Here is a 16,766-nt window from a genome sequence, read left to right as displayed (position 1 = left end):
CGGGCCACGAACCGTCGATTGGCCCCGGCGCCGCGCCGATATCCTGGGGGCATGAGTCCGCTCCGCTCCCTCGACCAGTCCGGCAAGCTCAAGGACGTCCTGTACGAGATCCGCGGGCAGGCGCTCATCGAGGCCGACCGGCTCGAGGCCGAGGGACACACGATCCTGAAGCTCAACACCGGCAACCCCGCCGTGTTCGGCTTCGAGGCGCCGTACCAGATCGTGCGCGACATGATCGATGCCGTCCCGCACGCCCACGGTTACAGCGACAGCCGGGGGATCATGCCGGCCCGCCGCGCGATCGTGTCCCGCTATGAGGAGGAGCCGGGCTTCCCGGCGTTCGACGTCGACGACGTCTTCCTCGGCAATGGCGTGTCGGAGCTCATCACGATGACGATGCAGGCGCTGCTGGACGAGGGCGACGAAGTCCTCATCCCGGCGCCGGACTACCCGCTGTGGACGGCCATGACGAGCCTGGCCGGCGGCACCCCGGTGCACTACCGCTGCGACAACGATGCCGGCTGGCAGCCCGACCTCGACGACATCCGGGCCAAGGTCACGCCGCGCACGAAGGCGATCGTCGTCATCAACCCCAACAATCCCACCGGCGCCGTGTACACGCGCGAGACGCTCGAGGGCATCGTCGAGATCGCTCGCGAGCACTCGCTGCTGCTGCTGTCGGACGAGATCTACGACCGCATCCTGTTCGACGACGCTCAGCACATCCCGCTGGCCACGCTCGCGCCCGACCTGCTGTGCCTGACGTTCAACGGGCTGAGCAAGACCTATCGCGTCGCCGGCTACCGGTCGGGCTGGCTCGTGATCACCGGGCCCAAGAAGCACGCGTCGGGCTTCCTCGAGGGGATCCACCTGCTCGCCTCCACGCGCCTGTGCCCGAACGTCCCGGCGCAGCACGCCGTGCAGGCGGCGCTGTCGGGCGTGCAGTCGATCGACGCGCTCATCGCGCCGTCCGGGCGCCTGCACGAGCAGCGGGACGCCGCGTGGTCGACGCTGGAGAAGATCCCGGGTGTGACGTGCCTGAAGCCGCAGGGCGCGCTGTACGCCTTCCCTCGGCTGGATCCCGAGGTCTACGAGATCCGCGACGACGCCAAGCTCGTCTACGACTTCCTCGTCGCCGAGCACGTGCTGCTGGTGCAGGGGACGGGCTTCAACTGGCCCACGCCCGATCACCTGCGCATCGTCACGCTGCCCGAGGCGCGCGTGCTCACCGAGGCCGTCGAGCGGCTGGGCAACTTCCTCTCGTCGTACCGGCAGTGAGCGGGCGCGCCCGGTGACCGGACGGAAGGGCGACGCCGGGGCCGCCCACGTCGTCGGAGGCGGTCCGGCGCCGGTCTAGAGGAGTCCGAGGGACGTGGCCCGCCAGCGGCCGTCCATGCCCTCCAGTCGCAGGGCGACGGCGCGCGTGCGCGCGGGGCCGCGCACGATGACGACGCCTTCGACGACGCCGTCGGCGGGGGAGGAGTGGCGGATCGACAGGATGCTGTGGACGGGGCGCTTCGCCGGCAGGCCGCGGGCGCTCCGCGCGCGGGCCGACAGATTCGATCGCGTCACGAGCTTGCGGTACGGATCCTCGGTCAGCCAGCGGGCCAGCTGATCGACCTCCCGCACGCCGGCGAGCACCTCGAGCACGCCGACGGTCAGGTTCCGCAGCAGCGGCTCGGGATCGGGGAGCTCGTCCGATGAGGTCCGCTGCGGGGCGAACAGCTCGGCCAGAGCGGTCTGGTCCATCGACGGCCTGTACGCGCGGGGGTCACGTGCGGGCTTCGCTGCCATTGAGATTCCTCCATCGGCTCACGTCCTGCCGTCAGTAGAACACACAGCCAACTCCCAGACAGAGCCAGAATCGGCCTGTGGATAACTTGTAACGCAACCGTCATGTGGGCCCGTATTCTCGCCGGATGCGGTGGGAACGGTTCTTCGACGACCTCGAGGATCAGCTCGCGTCCGAACGGGAGGCCGAGCGCGCGGCGCTCGACACCGAGGCCGAGCGGCTGCGTCTGGCACGCATGCCGCTTCGCGAGAGACTGCTCGCCCTGAGCGACCGCGATGCGCGTGACCGTCCGCCCGTGTTCGAGTTCACCGACGGCGAGAAGGTGACCGCCGACGTCGTCGGCGTCGGCGCCGACTGGGCCGCGTTCCGGCCGCGGCACGGCCGCCGCGGCGTGGTCGTGGCGCGGCTGGCGGCCATCGCGACGATCGGCGTCGACGAGGCCGATCTGCTGCGCAGTGCCCGGCCGCAGGCGCCGGCCACGCGCCTGGGGGAGCGCATCACGTTCGGCTTCGCGCTGCGCGATCTGGTGCGCAGGCGCTCGGCCGTGACGGTGCACCTCGCCACCGGCCGCATGCTCAGCGGCACGCTGGACCGTGGCGGCGCCGATCACCTCGACATCGCGCTGCACGAGCCGGGAGCCGCGCGCCGGACGTCGGCGGTCACGGGGCACTGCATCGTCGGGTTCGGGGCCGTCGCCCGCATCCACGCCGACGGCGAGCCGCGGGTGCTGTGACCCGCGCCGAGTCCCGGGCCGGACGTCAGTCCGGATTGCGGACGACGCCGGTGCCCCACAGCTCGGGGAAGCTGGCCGCGTTCGACTGGCGCCACAGCGCCATGCGCCGCGCCTCCTCGGCCTGATCGTCGAGGTACTCCGAGACGCTCGACTCGTCCACCAGCCATCGCGCGGGCGACCCCACGCGGGCGCCGCGGAGGCGGCGCTCGTCGACCAGCGCCATGATCTCGTCCACGGACACGCCGAGCAGCTCGCCGACCTGGGCGGGCGTCAGCATGCGCGGGGCGCGCGGGCGTTCGGACATGACCCCATTATCGACGCGAACCGGGCACCCGGGGCGGTGACATCACGGCCTGTGGACAGCGCGCGGCCCGCGACGGCGTCCTGCGCCACCATGGGGCCATGACCGCCGCCCCTCCCGCCCGTGCTCCCTCCCGCCCCGCGTGGGCGGACGTCCGCCTCATCCTTGGGCTCGTCCTGATCGCGAGCTCGATCGCCGGGGTGTGGCTCGTGGTGTCGGCGTCGCGGCACACCGAGCCGATGTTCGCGGCGGCCCGCACCCTCGTCCCGGGCGATCCCATCACCCCCGCCGACGTGCGCGCGGTCGAGGTGGGACTCGGGCGCATCGCGGGCGCCTATCTCGGCGCCGACGAGCTGGACGACGGGCTCATCGCCACGCGCACGGTCGCGGAGGGAGAGCTCATCGCCCGCGCCGCGACCGGTGATTCATCGGCGACGCGGACGACGAACGTCGTCCTGCGCAGCGCCGTCGACGTCCCGGCGGCCGTCGGCGCGGGCTCGGTCGTCGAGGTGTGGTCCGCGCCGCTGGTCGAACCGGGGCGCTACGACGTGCCGCGCATCCTGCTCGCCGATGCGACCGTGGTCCGGGTCGAGCACGACGACGGCTCCCTCGGCGGAGGGGGTGCGGTGCTCGAGGTCGTGATCGCGCGATCGGACGTCGCCACGGCCCTCGCCGCCGTCACCGACGGGGCGGCGATCTCGGTCGTCCCCGCCGCGGGGGCGTCCCGATGAACGTCGTGGTGGCGGTCGACGCGCCCGACGGCGCGCGCCTGGCCGCGGGGCTCGAGCGCGAGGGCATCGCGGTGACCGCCGTCGTGGCGGCCGCGGCCGTCTCACTCACGGCGGAGGACCGCATGCCAGGCGACGAGGCGGATGCCGTCGTGCGCGCGCTCGCGGCAGCGGAGGCCGTGGTGATCGCGGCCTCGCGGGCGGCGATCACCGCCGCGGCCGTGGCGCTGTGCGATCGCGCCGGGGTCCGCATCCTCCCCTGGGGCGACGCGCCCGAGCAGCGGCGGCTGTGCGATACCTTCGGCGTGGAGCCGCCCGTCTCGGACCAGACCTCGCCCTGGCGGATCGCCGAGGTGCTGAGCGTCGCGCCGGCACCCGTCGAGCCGCGTGAGGAGACGACGTCCGCACCCCGCACCATCACCGTGTGGGGCGCCGGCGGTGCGCCGGGGCGGACGACGGTGGCCATCGAGCTGGCCGCCGAGCTCGCGCGCGGCGGTCGTCACGTGGGACTGGTCGACGCCGATACGCACGGGGCGTCCATCGCCCTGGCGCTCGGGCTGGCCGACGAGGGTCCCGGCTTCGCGGCGGCGTGCCGCCAGGCGCAGCTGGGCGGGCTCGACGCGCGCGAACTCGCGCGCATCAGCCAGCCGCTCGGGCGCTCGGGCGTCGATGTGCTCGCGGGCCTGAACCGGCCGTCCCGCTGGCCCGAGCTGAGCGCGGGCCGGGTGACGACGGCGCTGGCCGCGTGCCGGGACTGGGCCGACTACACCGTCGTCGACGTCGCGTCCTCGCTCGAGCGCGACGAGGAGATCGTCAGCGACCTCGAGGGCCCCCGCCGCAACGCGGCGACGCTGGCCGCGCTGGACGCTTCCGACCTCGTCGTCGCGGTCGTCGGCGCCGACCCCGTGGGGGTGTCGAGGTTCCTGCGCGCGCATCCGGATCTGCGCGCGGCTGCGGGCGGCGCGCGCATCGCGGTCCTGGCCAACCGCCTCCGCCCGGGTCCGCTGGGCGTGGACGCGCGAGGCCAAGTCCGGCGGACGCTCGAGCGGTTCGCCGGGATCGACGAGGTCTGGTTCGTGCCCGCCGACGCGCGCGCGGCCGATGCGGCGCTGCTGGCCGCGCGGCCGATCGCCGACGCGGCGCCGCGGTCGGGCCTGACCACGGCGATCCGGCGATTCGTCGGCGAGGCGGTCGTGCCGCCCCCGTCGGCCGCGGCCCGCCGCAGCCGACGTGCCCGCGGTGACCGCACGGCGGCGTGACGCGGGACGCGCCGCCGGCGACGCGCCGCCGGCGTCACGCCGCGCGTACCAGGCACCGCGCACCGCTAGCCTGTTGAGGTGTCGACGCTCAGCGATCTCGTCTACGCCCAGGGCCGCGCCACCGAGGACGACGTCGAGTGGCTCCATCGCCTCGCGGGCGACGGTCAGCTCCTCGCCGACCTCGCGTTCGCGGACATCGTGATCTGGGTTCCCACCGATGACGACTCCTTCATCGCGGTCGCGCACACGCGGCCGAGCGGCGCCGCGACGCTGTTCTACCGCGACATCGTCGCCGACCGCGTGCGTCCGCAGTGGCGCACGCAGGTGCGCGAGGCGTTCCACAGCGGGCGGATCATCGACTCGGCGTCGCCGGACTGGTTCGAGGAGACGCCGACGCGCGTGCGTGCCGTGCCGATCGCCCGCAGCCAGGGCCCCGGGGCGCCGGCGGTCATCGCCGTGCTCACGCGGCACACCAACCTCGGCGAGGCGCGCACGCCCTCACGGCAGCAGATCACGTTCAACGACTGTGCCGACGACCTGTTCGGCATGATGTCGACCGGCCACTTCCCGGATCTGTCGGCTCCGACCTCGCCGCGCCGCGGCGCGCCCCGCGCCTCGGACGGCCTCGTTCGCCTGGACGTGGACGGCATGGCCACGTTCGCCAGTCCCAACGCCTTGTCGGCGTTCAACCGCCTCGGATTCCAGGACGAGCTCGAAGGGGAGTCGCTGGTCGAGGTCGTCACCGGCATCCTCCCCGAGAAGCGGCAGTTCGACGAGTCGCTGCCCGTCGTCGTCACGGGACGCGCGCCGTGGCGCGCCGACATCGAGGCGCGAGGGGTGACGGTGTCGCTGCGGACGATCCCGCTGCGCGATCGCGGCACGCGGATCGGCGCCCTCGTGCTGTGCCGCGACGTGACCGAGATCCGCCACCAGGAGCAGGAGCTCATCACCAAGGACGCCACGATCCGCGAGATCCACCACCGCGTCAAGAACAACCTGCAGACGGTGGCGTCGCTGCTGCGCATCCAGGCCCGCCGCTCGCACACCGAGGAGGCGCGCGAGGCACTCACGCAGGCCATGCGCCGCGTGTCGGCGATCGCCGTCGTCCACGACACCCTCTCGGAGGGGCTGACGCAGAGCGTGGACTTCGACGACGTCTTCGCCCGCGTCCTCAAGCTCGTGGCCGAAGTCGCGTCCGCGCCCAGCACGCGTGCCCGGACGCACTCGATCGGGAAGTTCGGCACGCTGCCGAGCGAGTTCGCGACTCCTCTCGCGCTCGCGCTGACCGAGCTGGTGACCAACGCGGTCGAGCACGGCCTGGCCGGGCAGGAGGGCGACGTCGAGATCGTCGCGGATCGCTCGGGCGACAAGCTCGAGGTGCGCGTGCGCGACACCGGGTCGGGGCTCCCCGAGGGTCAGGTGGGCCGGGGCCTGGGCACCCAGATCATCCGCACCCTCATCCAGGGCGAGCTCGGCGGCACCATCGACTGGCACACGATCATGGGCAGCGGGACCGAGGTGACCATCGAGATCCCGCTGCGCTACATCGAGCGGCCGAAGGGCTGAGCGCCCGAGGACTCAGGAGATCAGGACGCGCGGCGGGCGCGCGCGGCGCGGCGCTTGAGCGCGCGGCGCTCGTCCTCCGACAGGCCGCCCCACACGCCCGAGTCCTGGCCGGTCTCGAGGGCGTACTGCAGGCAGACCTCCGTCACGGTGCAGGTGGCGCACACGGCCTTCGCCTTCTCGATCTGATCGACGGCCGGACCGGTGTTCCCGACGGGGAAGAACAGCTCGGGGTCGACAGTCAGGCAGGCGGCCTTGTCGCGCCAATCCATAGTGATGCTCCTTGTGACGATGCTTATCGAAGTGATGAGGGTCGGTTCGGGTCCGATACCCTGTGGGAAGTGCGAGCGTTGCTCGCCCCACGGCACTGTGGGAGCACACGGCTTCATCTATCGTCCCATAGCCGTTCACCCCGATCAAGAGTCAATCTTCACTTCTGTGTGCAGATTGCTGAGCATTCGCTCCGAGAGGTGGAGACATCGCACAAAGAAGCGGACGCTCCGGAAGGAATCAGGCGGTCATGTCCACATCAGTCGTCGATCGGATCGCGGGTGCGCTGCTGCTGGCCGAGGGGCTGGGGATCCTGTTCCTCGCCGGCTGGGAGCTGGTCGCGCTGGCCGGCGGCGACACGGTTTCGATCGACAGCTCGGTCGCGCTGCTGGTCCTCACCGCCGTGGGCGCCGCCGGGGTCATCGGGTTCGGCGTCGCCGTGTGGCGCGGACGCTCGTGGGGCCGCTCGGGGGGCATCGTCACCCAGCTGCTGATCGGCTCGATCGCGCTGGGGGCCGCGACGGGGGCGTTCGCCGACCCCGGCATCGCGATCGCCCTCGCCGTACCCGCGGTCGTGGTCTTCGCGCTGCTGGTGATCGGCGCTCGCGGCGCCGCGGTCGATGCGCGGCGAGACGCCGCGGGCGACGATTGAGCCGGATTCAGCCGGCGAGGCCGACGAGCGCCCGCACGCGCGCGACGTGGCCGGTGGCCTTGACGTTGTAGAGGGCGTGCTCGATGCGGCCCTCGGCGTCGATCACGAACGTCGAGCGGATGACGCCCTCGACGACCTTGCCGTAGTTCGTCTTCTCGCCCCATGCGCCGTACGCGGCGTGGACGGAGTGGTCGGGGTCGCTCAGCAGGTCATAGGTCAGCGCGTCCCGCTCGCGGAACCGGCGCAGCTTGTCGGTGGCGTCGCGGGAGATGCCGACGACCTCGAAGCCGGCCGCCTGCAGCGGGGCGAGGCTGTCGCGGAAGTCGCACGCCTCGGTCGTGCAGCCGGGGGTCATCGCGGCGGGGTAGAAGAACGCGATCACGCGGCGTCCGCGGAGGCCCGCGAGCGACACGGGCTGGTCGTCCTGGTTCACCAGGGAGAAGTCGGGTGCGGTGTCGCCGGGGCTGAGTCGATCCTGTGTCACGACCCCAGCCTAGGACGTCCGGTCACGAGGCGCGGTCGCCGAACGTCTCCAGAAGCCGCTGCAGCGAGTCCAGGCGCTCCGCGCCGCGGGGTCCCAGCCGTCCCTCGTCGAGCGCCTCGTTGAGGGCGCAGTCGGGCGCGTCCGGCAGGTGGGTGCAGCCCCGCGGGCACTCCTGGGCGACGTCGTCGAGATCCGTGAAGGCGCGCAGGATGTTCGCCGGATCCACGTGGCCGAGCCCGAACGAGCGCACTCCCGGCGTGTCGATGACCCATCCCGCCCCCTCCGGGCCGCGGTAGCGCAGCGACACCGTCGAGCTCGACGTGTGCCGTCCCCGCCCCGTCACGACGTTCACGTGACCCGTGGCGCGCTGCGCCGACGGCACGAGGGCGTTGACGAGAGTGGACTTGCCCACGCCGGAGTGACCGACGAACACCGTCGAGTGGCCCACGAGGGCGGCGCCGATCCGGTCGACGGGCATGTCGCCGCGCGCGCTCGTGAAGACCGTCAGGTCGATGCCCTCGAAGTGCCCGAGGAACGCCGTGGGGTCGGCGAGATCGGTCTTGGTGACGACCAGCAGCGGGCGGATGCCGGCGTCCAGCGCCGCGATGAGGTAGCGGTCGACGAGCCGCTCGCGGGGCTCGGGATCGGCCGCGGCCACGACGATGAGCATCTGGTCGGCATTCGCCACGACGATGCGCTCGACCTGGTCGGTGTCGTCGGCGCTGCGTCGCAGCAACGACGACCGCTCCTCGATGCCGACGATGCGCGCGAGCGTCCCCTCGTCTCCCGACGTGTCGCCGACGACGCGGGCGAGGTCGCCGGTGACGATGGGGGTCTTCCGCAGCTCCCGGGCGCGAGCGGCGAGCGTGGGGTGCTCATCGTCGGCGTCTTCGTCGATCAGCACCGTGTACCGACCGCGGTCGACGCCCAGCACCCGCGCGATGCGGGCGTCCGCATGGGCGGGGCGGCGTTTGGAGCGGGGGCGGTTGGCCTTGGGGTTGGGCCGGACGCGCACGTCGGCTTCGTCGAACTCCGGTTCGTCGTCGTCGTCGAAGTCGTCGAGCCAGCTCACGATGCCCGCGCGGCCTCCGCCCGGAGAGGATCGTCGACGTCGCCGTCGATCATCGCCTGCCACAGGTCGGGGAACTCCGGCATGGTCTTGGCGGTCGTGCCGATGTCATCGACCTCGACGCCCGGGACGGCGAGTCCGATGAGCGCTCCGGTCGTCGCCATGCGGTGGTCGTGGTAAGCGCGCCACAGGCCGCCGTGGAGGTCGCGGGGGATGATGCGGATGCCGTCGGGCAGCTCCTGCGCCTCACCGCCGAGCCGCCGCAGCTCGGTGGCGAGCGCGGCGATGCGGTCGGTCTCGTGCCCGCGGATGTGGCCGATGCCGTGCAGCGTCGAGGGGCCGTCGGCGAACGCCGCGAGCGCGAAGATCGTCGGCGTGAGCTCTCCGGCGGCCGACAGGTCGAGGTCGAGGCCGTGGATGCCGGCGCCGGCCGCCACCGTCAGCGCGCCGCCACGGCGGGACACGCGCGCTCCCATCGCCGAGAGGATCTCGGAGAGCATCGCGCCGGGCTGGGTCGATCGCGCGGGCCAGCCCGTGACGGTGACCGAGCCGCCGGTGATCATGGCGGCGGCCAGGAAGGGCGCCGCGTTGGACAGATCGGGCTCGATCGCGATGTCCTTGCCGCGCAGCGCGCCGGCCGGAACGATCCACTCGCCCAGCGACGGGCGCTCGACGTGCACGCCGCGATGCGCGAGCGCCTCGATCGTCATGTCGATGTGCGGCATGCTCGGCAGCCGCTCTCCTTGATGGATCAGGTGCAGTCCGACGTCGAAGTGGGGGGCGGCCAGGAGCAGCCCCGAAACGAACTGACTGGACGCGCTGGCGTCGATCGTGATCTCTCCGCCGCGGACGTGTCCCCGCCCGCGGATCGTGAACGGCAGCGCCCAGTGCCCGCCGTCGTCGATGTCGACGCCGACGTCGCGCAGCGCCGAGATCATGGCGCCCATCGGACGGTGCAGGGCGCTCTCGTGCGCCGTCAGGGTGACATCGCCCTCGGCGAAACCGCCGAGGGCTGCGACGAAGCGCATGACGGTGCCGGCCTGCCCGCAGTCGACGACGGAGTCGCCGCGCAGGGGGAGCTGGGGCGTGACGACGATGTCGTCGCCGAACGGACCCTCGCCCGGTTCGAAGGCGATGTCGACGCCCAGGGAGCGCAGCGCCTCGACCATGCGCGCGGCGTCGTCGGAGTGCAGCGGTGCGATCAGGCGGCTCGGCCCATCGGCGAGCGACGCGAGGATCAGCTCGCGATTGGTCAGGGACTTCGATCCGGGCACCGTCACGGTCGCGTGGACCGGGCGGGTCACAGTGGGCGCGCTCCACGCGGGGCGCGAGCCGGGTGCGTCGGCGGGGGAATACGCGTCGGGGGTCATCGGTTCCTACCCTACTGAACGCGATACGCCTCGCCGCGAAACGAAAGGCCGCATGATCCTCGCACTCGAGCGCACCGGACGACCGGAGCTGTCGGCCGCCTCCCAGGCGGATACCGACCCGGCCGCCGTAGACTGGCGCCTGATGTCCGATCCCACCGAGTCCGCGCCCGACCCTCGCGCCCAGTTCGAAGAGCAGGCGCTGCCGTTCATGGACCAGCTCTACGCTGCCGCGATGCGCATGACGCGCAATCCGGCCGATGCCGCCGACCTCGTCCAGGAGACGTACGTGAAGGCGTTTGCATCGTGGAGCTCGTTCACGCAGGGCACGAACCTGAAGGCGTGGCTGTACCGCATCCTCACCAACACGTACATCAACACGTATCGCAAGAAGCAGCGCGAGCCCTTCCAGGGCACCATCGACGAGCTCGAGGACTGGCAGCTCGGCGGCGCCGAGTCGACCACCGCGACCACGAGCCGCTCGGCCGAGGCCGAAGCGATCGACCACATGCCGGCCTCCGCCGTCAAGGAGGCGCTGCAGGCGATCCCCGAGGACTTCCGGCTGGCGGTCTACCTCGCGGACGTCGAGGGCTTCGCCTACCAGGAGATCGCCGACATCATGAAGACCCCCATCGGCACCGTGATGAGCCGTCTGCACCGCGGCAGGCGTCTGCTTCGCGACCTGCTGGCCGATTACGCACAGGAGCGCGGCATCACCGCCGCCGCAAGGAGCGCACGATGACCGATTGCGGATGCGACAAAGCACGTCGCGACCTCGAGGAGTACCTGCGCGACGAGGTCTGCAAGACCCGCCACTCCGACATCGCCGAGCACCTGGAGCACTGCCCAGGGTGCCGCGACGAGGCTCTCGTGGCCCGCACGCTGACCGACGTCGTGGCGCGGGCGTGCAAGGAGACGGCGCCCGAGGAGCTGCGCGCACGCGTGCTCGACAAGCTGCGCGCGGCCCACACCTCGCACTGAGACGACGACGGCGGGACCCGAAGGCCCCGCCGTCGACGTGATTCGCGCCGTCCTCAGACGGTGAGCGACTTCTTCAGGATCTCCGCCTGCTCGAACGCGTGCACCTTGGGGGACCCGGTGGCCGTCGAGGCGGCAGCGGCGCGCGAGACGCGGCGGATCGTCCGGCCGTGCAGATGCTTGACGACCTCCAGGGCGATGAACGGCCACGCGCCCTGGTTCTCGGGCTCGTCCTGCACCCACACCAGCTCGGCGTTGGGGTAGCGATCCAGGACCGTGTTCAGCTCGTCGACCGGCGTGGGGTAGAACTGCTCCATCCGCACGAGGGCGATCGCGTCGTTGGGCTTCTTGTCGAGCTCGGACTTGAGGTCCCAGTGGATCTTGCCCGAGTGCAGCAGCACGCGCTTGACGGACGGGCCGTCGAGCTGACGCGCGTCGTCGATCACGGGCTGGAAGCCGCCCGTGGTGAAGTCCTCGACCGCGCTGGTGGCGCCGCGCAGGCGCAGCATCGCCTTGGGGGTGAACACGATAAGCGGACGGCGCGGGCGCTGGTAGGCCTGGCGCCGCAGCAGGTGGAAGTACGAAGCCGGCGTCGACGGACGCGCGACGGTCATGTTGTCCTGCGCGCACATCTGCAGGTAGCGCTCGATCCGGGCCGACGAGTGGTCGGGGCCCTGCCCCTCGTAGCCGTGGGGGAGCAGCAGCGTGACGCCGGACTCCTGGCCCCACTTCTGCTCGGCGGACGAGATGAACTCGTCGACGACCGACTGCGCGCCGTTGGCGAAGTCGCCGAACTGCGCCTCCCACAGCACCAGCGCGTCGGGGCGCTCGACCGAGTAACCGTACTCGAACGCCATGGCGGCGTATTCGCTGAGCAGCGAGTCGTACACCCACAGGCGGCCCTGGTCCTCGCTGAGGTTGGCCAGCGGGATCCACTCCTGGCCGTTCGCACGGTCGTGGAAGACCGCGTGGCGCTGCACGAAGGTGCCTCGGCGCGAGTCCTGGCCGGCGAGCCGCACGTTGACCTTCTCGGCCAGCAGCGAGCCGAAGGCCATCAGCTCCGCGAACGCCCAGTCGATGTTGCCGTTGCGGCTCATGTCGAGACGCTTGTCGAGCAGCTGCTGGAGCTTGGCGTGCACCGTGAAGCCGTCCGGCTTGTTCACGAACGCCTCGCCGATGGCCTCCACCATCTCGCGCGAGACGGCGGTGACCGTGGGTACGACGGCCTCGGGCTCGGCGGGCTCATCGGGCTCGGCATCCGCCTCGACGGTCTGCGAAGCGCCGGTCTCTGCCGCATGCGTCTCGGCGAAGGCGACCTCGAGGCGATCCTGGAAGTCGCGCTTGGCCTGCTCGAACTCCTCCTGCGTGATGTCGCCGCGACCGACCAGGGCCTCGGTGTAGAGGCGGCGGACCGAGCGCTTGGCCTCGATCAGGTTGGTCATGAGCGGCTGCGTCATCGAGGGGTCGTCGCCCTCATTGTGACCGCGCCGGCGGTAGCACACGAGGTCGATGACGACGTCGCGGTGGAAGCGCTCGCGGTACGCGAAGGCGACCTGCGCGGCGCGGACGACCGCTTCGGGGTCGTCGCCGTTGACGTGGAAGATCGGCGCCTGAATGGTCTTGGCGACGTCGGTGGCGTACACCGACGACCGGCCGTCCTGCGGCAGCGTGGTGAAGCCGACCTGGTTGTTGACCACGACGTGGACCGTGCCGCCGGTGCGGAAGCCGCGCAGGCGCGACATCTGCAGCGTCTCGACCACGACGCCCTGACCGGCGAACGCCGCGTCGCCGTGCACGAGCACCGGGAGCCACGAGTAGCTGCCTGCGGGCTTGCGGTCCTGCTTGGCGCGGACGATCCCCTCGAGGACGCCGTCCACCGTCTCGAGGTGCGACGGGTTGGCGGCGAGGTAGACCGGCAGCTCGCTGGCGTCGTCGGCGACGAATGTGCCCTCGGTGCCGAGGTGGTACTTCACGTCGCCCGAGCCGCTCTTGGAGCCGACGGCGACCGCGCCCTCGAACTCGCGGAACACCTGGCCGTAGGTCTTGCCGGCGATGTTGGTCAGCACGTTGAGCCGGCCGCGGTGCGCCATGCCGATGGCGGCGCCGTCGAGGCCCGCCTGCGCCGCGCCCTGCAGCACCTCGTCCAGCAGCGGGATGAGCGACTCGCCGCCTTCGAGGCTGAACCGCTTCTGCCCGACGTACTTCGTCTGCAGGAACGTCTCGAACGCCTCGGCCTGGTTGAGCTTGTCGAGGATCCGCATCTGCTCGTCGTGACCGGGCTTCTCGTACTTCAGCTCGAGGTTCTCCTGGAACCAGCGGCGCTGCTCGGGATCCTGGATGTGCATGTACTCGATGCCGGTCGTGCGGCAGTACGAGTCGCGCAGGACGCCGAGGATGTCGCGCAGCTTCATGAGGCGCTTGCCGCCGAAGCCGCCGGTGACGAACTCGCGGTCGAGGTCCCAGAACGTCAGCCCGTGGTTCTCGATCTCGAGGTCGGGGTGCGTGCGCTGGACGTACTCGAGCGGGTCGATGTCGGCCATGAGGTGGCCGCGGACGCGGAAGGCGTTGATGAGCTCCTGCACGCGCGCGGTCTTGTCGACGCGCTCGGCGACGTCGACGTTGATGTCGTTGGCCCAGTGGATCGGGGCGTAGGGGATGCGAAGCGCAGCGAAGATGTCGTCGTAGAAGCCGCGCTGGCCGATGAGCAGCTCGTGCACGCGCTTGAGGAACTCGCCCGACCCGGCACCCTGGATGACGCGGTGGTCGTACGTGCTGGTCAGTGTGATCGTCTTGCCGATGCCCAGCTCGTTGAGCGTCTTGTCGCTCGAGCCCTGGAACTCGGCGGGGTACTCCAGCGCGCCGGCGCCGACGATGCACCCCTGCCCCTTCATCAGGCGCGGCACGGAGTGCACGGTCCCGATGCCGCCGGGGTTGGTGAGCGAGATCGTGGTGCCCTGGAAGTCGGCGGCGGTGAGCTTGCCGCCGCGGGCGCGTGTGACGAGGTCCTCGTACGTGGCGAGGTACTCGCCGAAGGTGAGGGTGTCGGCGCGCTTGATGCTCGGCACCATCAGGGCGCGCGTGCCGTCGGGCTTGGGCAGGTCGATCGCGATGCCGAGGTTGATGTGCGCGGGGGCCACGACCGACGGCTTGCCGTCCATCTCGGCGTAGAAGACGTTCTGGCTCGGGAACTCCTTCAGGGCGCGGATGATCGCCCAGCCGATCAGGTGCGTGAAGCTGACCTTGCCGCCGCGCGTGCGGGACATGTGGTTGTTGACCACGATCCGGTTGTCGATCATGAGCTTGGCCGGGACCGTGCGAACGCTCGTGGCGGTCGGGACGGTGAGCGACTCGTCCATGTTCGCCGCGAGCGCCTTGGTCATCCCCTTGAGGACCGTGACCTGGTCCTCGGCGCCCTCGTCGGCCGACGAGGGCGTGACGGTCGGGGCCTGGGCGGGGATCGGCTGCGCGGCGGCGGGCCGTGCGGTCGTGCGCGCCACGGGGTGCTGCGCCGAGCCGTTGGCGGGCGGAGCGGAGGGCTCCGGCGCGGGCGGCGCAGGAGGCGCGGTCTTCGCGGCGGGCTGCTCAGGGGCCGCAGGCTTCGCAGCGGGCTGCTCAGAGGCCGCAGGCTTGGCGGCGGGGGCGCCCGTTGCGGCGGGTGCCGGCTGCGTCGGCGCGGAGGGCACGCGGGCCCCCTCGGTGCCGGCGGGCTTGTAGGACTCGAGGATCGGCCACCAGGCCTTGTCGACGGAATTCGGATCCTTCGTGAACTGCTCGTACAGTTCCTCGACAAGCCACTCGTTGGCTCCGAACTCGCTCTCGTTCGTCACCCCGATGCCGGTCACCTGGCTCGACACGCTCGATCGCCTGCTTTCATCGGTGAAGTTCTGTGGGATTGCGGGGGATTCTCCCGCGGTCACGAGGCTTAAGCGTATCCCAGTCGGAACACACCCGAGCCGCGTCGGAGGAGCCCCGCGCGAACGATCGTGCATCGTTATGCCCGATGGCTCGGATCACTACTGTGGAGGGCGTGGAGTTCTACGGTGAGCGGCCGGCGGTCGACCTGACGTATTCGGATGTCTTCCTGGTCCCGCGGCGATCGGCCGTGGCCAGCCGGCTGGATGCGGACCTGGCTCCGCGGGACGGTACGACGGCGACCGTCCCGCTGGTCTCCGCGAACATGAACTCGGTCACCGGCGCACGCCTGGCGGCCACCCTGGCGCGCCGCGGGGGCCTCGGCGTGCTGCCGCAGGACATGCCGCTGCAGGAGCTCGACGCGGCGATCCGCTGGGTCAAGGCGCAGCCGGTGATGTTCGACACCGCGCTCGTGCTGCCGCCGGACGCGACGGTCGCGGACGCGGCGCGCCTGCTGCCCGCCACCGAAGGGCACGGGATCGTGGTGGCCGAGGCATCCGAGCACGGCATCGTCGCCTCGGACGACATCCTGGGCGTCGTGCCCGCGACGCGCCTGGGCACGGCTCTGCCGGATGCGCGCCTGGGCGATCTCGCCCGCGGCCGGGCGGCGTCCATCGACGCCGACGACGTCGAGAGCGCCCGGCACGCGTTCGACCTCATCACCGCCGCCGAGGCCGACACCGTGTGCGTGCTGCAGCACGGCCATCTCGTGGGGACGCTGTCCGCGCGCAGCGCGCTGCGCGCATCCCTGTATCCGCCCGCGGTCGACGCCTCGGGTCGCCTCATCGTCGCCGCGGCGGTCGGGATCAACGGTGACGTGGCGGCGAAGGCGAAGGCGCTCGCGGCCGCCGACGTCGACGTCCTCGTCATCGACACCGCCCACGGACACCAGGAGGGAATGCTCCGCTCGCTGCAGACCGTGGCCGACCTCGACCTCGGGATCCCGCTCGTCGCGGGCAACGTCGTCACGGCCGAGGGCGTCCACGACCTGGTGATGTCGGGGGCGAACATCGTCAAGGTCGGCGTCGGGCCGGGCGCGATGTGCACGACCCGGATGATGACGGCGGTGGGGCGGCCCCAGTTCTCGGCGGTGCTCGACGCCGCCGAGGCGGCGCGCATGATGGGCGCGCACGTGTGGGCGGACGGTGGCGTGCGCTACCCGCGCGACGTCGCGCTCGCCCTGGCCGCGGGCGCGTCGTCGGTCATGATCGGCTCGTGGTTCGCCGGCACCATCGAGGCACCCGGCGAGCTGCTGATCGACGCCGACGGCCGGGCGTACAAGGAGTCGTGGGGGATGGCCTCGACCAAGGCCGTGCACGCGCGCTTCGGCCGCCTGGATCCGTACGAGCTGGCCCGCAGGGAGCTGTTCGCCGAGGGCATCTCGTCCTCGCGCATCTACCTCGACCCGCTGCGTCCCAGCCTCGAAGACCTCGTCGACATGATCACCTCGGGCGTTCGGTCGTCGTTCACGTACGCCGGGGCGGCTACGGTGCGCGAGTTCCATGAGCGCGCGCGTGTCGGACTGCAGTCGGCCGCCGGCTACGAGGAGGGCAAGGCCCTCCCGGTCTCCTGGTGACGCGCCACACCGCGAGGTCCCTGAGAAAGCGTTATCCGACCTAGGGGATCGCTCGATTCCTGCCGTAGACTTCTGTGCACGA

16 protein-coding genes are annotated in these 16,766 nt (G+C 71.6%); 9 read left to right on the top strand and 7 right to left on the bottom strand.

Annotation, left to right across the window (positions count from 1 at the left end; translation table 11 throughout):
* The first annotated feature begins 51 nt into the window (after nt 1-51).
* Nucleotides 52-1,278 carry a pyridoxal phosphate-dependent aminotransferase gene (locus tag P0L94_08725; protein WES66147.1) on the top strand — a complete coding sequence of 409 codons (1,227 nt, stop codon included), beginning with the start codon at nt 52-54 and terminating at the stop codon, nt 1,276-1,278.
* Between the two features lie 75 nt (nt 1,279-1,353).
* On the opposite strand, the gene P0L94_08720 is transcribed toward P0L94_08725, so the two are convergent.
* A complete protein-coding gene (locus tag P0L94_08720) occupies nt 1,354-1,749 on the bottom strand; it encodes an Rv3235 family protein (GenBank protein ID WES66146.1) in 396 nt (131 codons plus the stop codon).
* 170 nt (nt 1,750-1,919) lie between these two features.
* Between P0L94_08720 and P0L94_08715 the strand changes: the two genes are divergently transcribed.
* Nucleotides 1,920-2,525, top strand: a complete 606-nt coding sequence (locus P0L94_08715) for a hypothetical protein (protein WES66145.1) — start codon at nt 1,920-1,922, stop codon at nt 2,523-2,525.
* 25 nt (nt 2,526-2,550) lie between these two features.
* Here the strand turns inward: P0L94_08715 and P0L94_08710 are convergent, their stop codons facing one another.
* Nucleotides 2,551-2,829: a helix-turn-helix domain-containing protein gene (locus P0L94_08710; protein WES66144.1), complete on the bottom strand. Its 279-nt coding sequence runs from the start codon at nt 2,827-2,829 to the stop codon at nt 2,551-2,553.
* 98 nt (nt 2,830-2,927) lie between these two features.
* Between P0L94_08710 and P0L94_08705 the strand changes: the two genes are divergently transcribed.
* From P0L94_08705 to P0L94_08695, 3 genes are all read left to right on the top strand, one after another.
* Nucleotides 2,928-3,557 (top strand): hypothetical protein, encoded by a 630-nt coding sequence (locus P0L94_08705; GenBank protein ID WES66143.1) that lies wholly within the window; start codon nt 2,928-2,930, stop codon nt 3,555-3,557.
* A complete protein-coding gene (locus P0L94_08700; protein ID WES66142.1) occupies nt 3,554-4,813 on the top strand; it encodes a P-loop NTPase in 1,260 nt (419 codons plus the stop codon). The genes P0L94_08705 and P0L94_08700 overlap by 4 nt, the downstream gene beginning before the upstream one ends.
* Nucleotides 4,814-4,891: 78 nt before the next feature.
* Nucleotides 4,892-6,379, top strand: a complete 1,488-nt coding sequence (locus P0L94_08695; GenBank protein ID WES66141.1) for a histidine kinase N-terminal domain-containing protein — start codon at nt 4,892-4,894, stop codon at nt 6,377-6,379.
* Between the two features lie 20 nt (nt 6,380-6,399).
* Here the strand turns inward: P0L94_08695 and P0L94_08690 are convergent, their stop codons facing one another.
* Nucleotides 6,400-6,648, bottom strand: coding sequence for a WhiB family transcriptional regulator (locus P0L94_08690; protein WES66140.1), 249 nt, complete (start codon nt 6,646-6,648; stop codon nt 6,400-6,402).
* Nucleotides 6,649-6,896: 248 nt separating this feature from the next.
* Here P0L94_08690 and P0L94_08685 point away from each other — a divergent pair, with 248 nt between their 5' ends.
* Nucleotides 6,897-7,298: a hypothetical protein gene (locus tag P0L94_08685; protein ID WES66139.1), complete on the top strand. Its 402-nt coding sequence runs from the start codon at nt 6,897-6,899 to the stop codon at nt 7,296-7,298.
* Nucleotides 7,299-7,305: 7 nt separating this feature from the next.
* On the opposite strand, the gene bcp is transcribed toward P0L94_08685, so the two are convergent.
* From bcp to aroA, 3 genes are read right to left on the bottom strand one after another with little or no spacing between them, the layout of a single operon-like run.
* Nucleotides 7,306-7,782 (bottom strand): thioredoxin-dependent thiol peroxidase, encoded by a 477-nt coding sequence (gene bcp / locus P0L94_08680; protein WES66138.1) that lies wholly within the window; start codon nt 7,780-7,782, stop codon nt 7,306-7,308.
* 22 nt (nt 7,783-7,804) lie between these two features.
* Nucleotides 7,805-8,854: a ribosome small subunit-dependent GTPase A gene (rsgA, locus tag P0L94_08675; protein ID WES66137.1), complete on the bottom strand. Its 1,050-nt coding sequence runs from the start codon at nt 8,852-8,854 to the stop codon at nt 7,805-7,807.
* Nucleotides 8,851-10,221: a 3-phosphoshikimate 1-carboxyvinyltransferase gene (gene aroA, locus P0L94_08670; protein WES66136.1), complete on the bottom strand. Its 1,371-nt coding sequence runs from the start codon at nt 10,219-10,221 to the stop codon at nt 8,851-8,853. The genes rsgA and aroA overlap by 4 nt, the downstream gene beginning before the upstream one ends.
* 52 nt (nt 10,222-10,273) lie before the next feature.
* Between aroA and P0L94_08665 the strand changes: the two genes are divergently transcribed.
* Complete coding sequence (locus P0L94_08665) at nt 10,274-10,960, top strand: sigma-70 family RNA polymerase sigma factor (protein WES66135.1); 687 nt, start codon at nt 10,274-10,276, stop codon at nt 10,958-10,960.
* Nucleotides 10,957-11,199: a hypothetical protein gene (locus P0L94_08660; GenBank protein WES66134.1), complete on the top strand. Its 243-nt coding sequence runs from the start codon at nt 10,957-10,959 to the stop codon at nt 11,197-11,199. The genes P0L94_08665 and P0L94_08660 overlap by 4 nt, the downstream gene beginning before the upstream one ends.
* 53 nt (nt 11,200-11,252) lie before the next feature.
* On the opposite strand, the gene P0L94_08655 is transcribed toward P0L94_08660, so the two are convergent.
* Nucleotides 11,253-15,050, bottom strand: coding sequence for a multifunctional oxoglutarate decarboxylase/oxoglutarate dehydrogenase thiamine pyrophosphate-binding subunit/dihydrolipoyllysine-residue succinyltransferase subunit (locus P0L94_08655; protein ID WES66133.1), 3,798 nt, complete (start codon nt 15,048-15,050; stop codon nt 11,253-11,255).
* Between the two features lie 173 nt (nt 15,051-15,223).
* On the opposite strand from P0L94_08655, the gene P0L94_08650 reads away from it, so the two are divergent.
* The gene (locus P0L94_08650; protein ID WES66132.1) at nt 15,224-16,684 is read left to right on the top strand and encodes a GuaB1 family IMP dehydrogenase-related protein; all 1,461 of its coding nucleotides are present in this window, start codon (nt 15,224-15,226) and stop codon (nt 16,682-16,684) included.
* Nucleotides 16,685-16,766 lie beyond the last annotated feature (82 nt).

Source organism: Microbacter sp. GSS18, assembly GCA_029319145.1.
In the GTDB taxonomy this organism is placed as follows: domain Bacteria; phylum Actinomycetota; class Actinomycetes; order Actinomycetales; family Microbacteriaceae; genus Microbacterium.
Note: the sequence above shows the minus strand (reverse complement) of the source record. Positions and strands in the feature narration are given on the sequence as shown.

Excerpts from the sequence above, each read along its gene's own strand:
- P0L94_08725 (WES66147.1), top strand. The coding sequence starts at position 52 with ATGAGTCCGCTCCGCTCCCTCGACCAGTCCGGCAAGCTCAAGGACGTC.
- P0L94_08720 (WES66146.1), bottom strand. The coding sequence starts at position 1,749 with ATGGACCAGACCGCTCTGGCCGAGCTGTTCGCCCCGCAGCGGACCTCA.
- P0L94_08715 (WES66145.1), top strand. The coding sequence starts at position 1,920 with ATGCGGTGGGAACGGTTCTTCGACGACCTCGAGGATCAGCTCGCGTCC.
- P0L94_08710 (WES66144.1), bottom strand. The coding sequence starts at position 2,829 with ATGTCCGAACGCCCGCGCGCCCCGCGCATGCTGACGCCCGCCCAGGTC.
- P0L94_08705 (WES66143.1), top strand. The coding sequence starts at position 2,928 with ATGACCGCCGCCCCTCCCGCCCGTGCTCCCTCCCGCCCCGCGTGGGCG.
- P0L94_08700 (WES66142.1), top strand. The coding sequence starts at position 3,554 with ATGAACGTCGTGGTGGCGGTCGACGCGCCCGACGGCGCGCGCCTGGCC.
- P0L94_08690 (WES66140.1), bottom strand. The coding sequence starts at position 6,648 with ATGGATTGGCGCGACAAGGCCGCCTGCCTGACTGTCGACCCCGAGCTG.
- P0L94_08685 (WES66139.1), top strand. The coding sequence starts at position 6,897 with ATGTCCACATCAGTCGTCGATCGGATCGCGGGTGCGCTGCTGCTGGCC.
- aroA (WES66136.1), bottom strand. The coding sequence starts at position 10,221 with ATGACCCCCGACGCGTATTCCCCCGCCGACGCACCCGGCTCGCGCCCC.
- P0L94_08665 (WES66135.1), top strand. The coding sequence starts at position 10,274 with ATGATCCTCGCACTCGAGCGCACCGGACGACCGGAGCTGTCGGCCGCC.
- P0L94_08660 (WES66134.1), top strand. The coding sequence starts at position 10,957 with ATGACCGATTGCGGATGCGACAAAGCACGTCGCGACCTCGAGGAGTAC.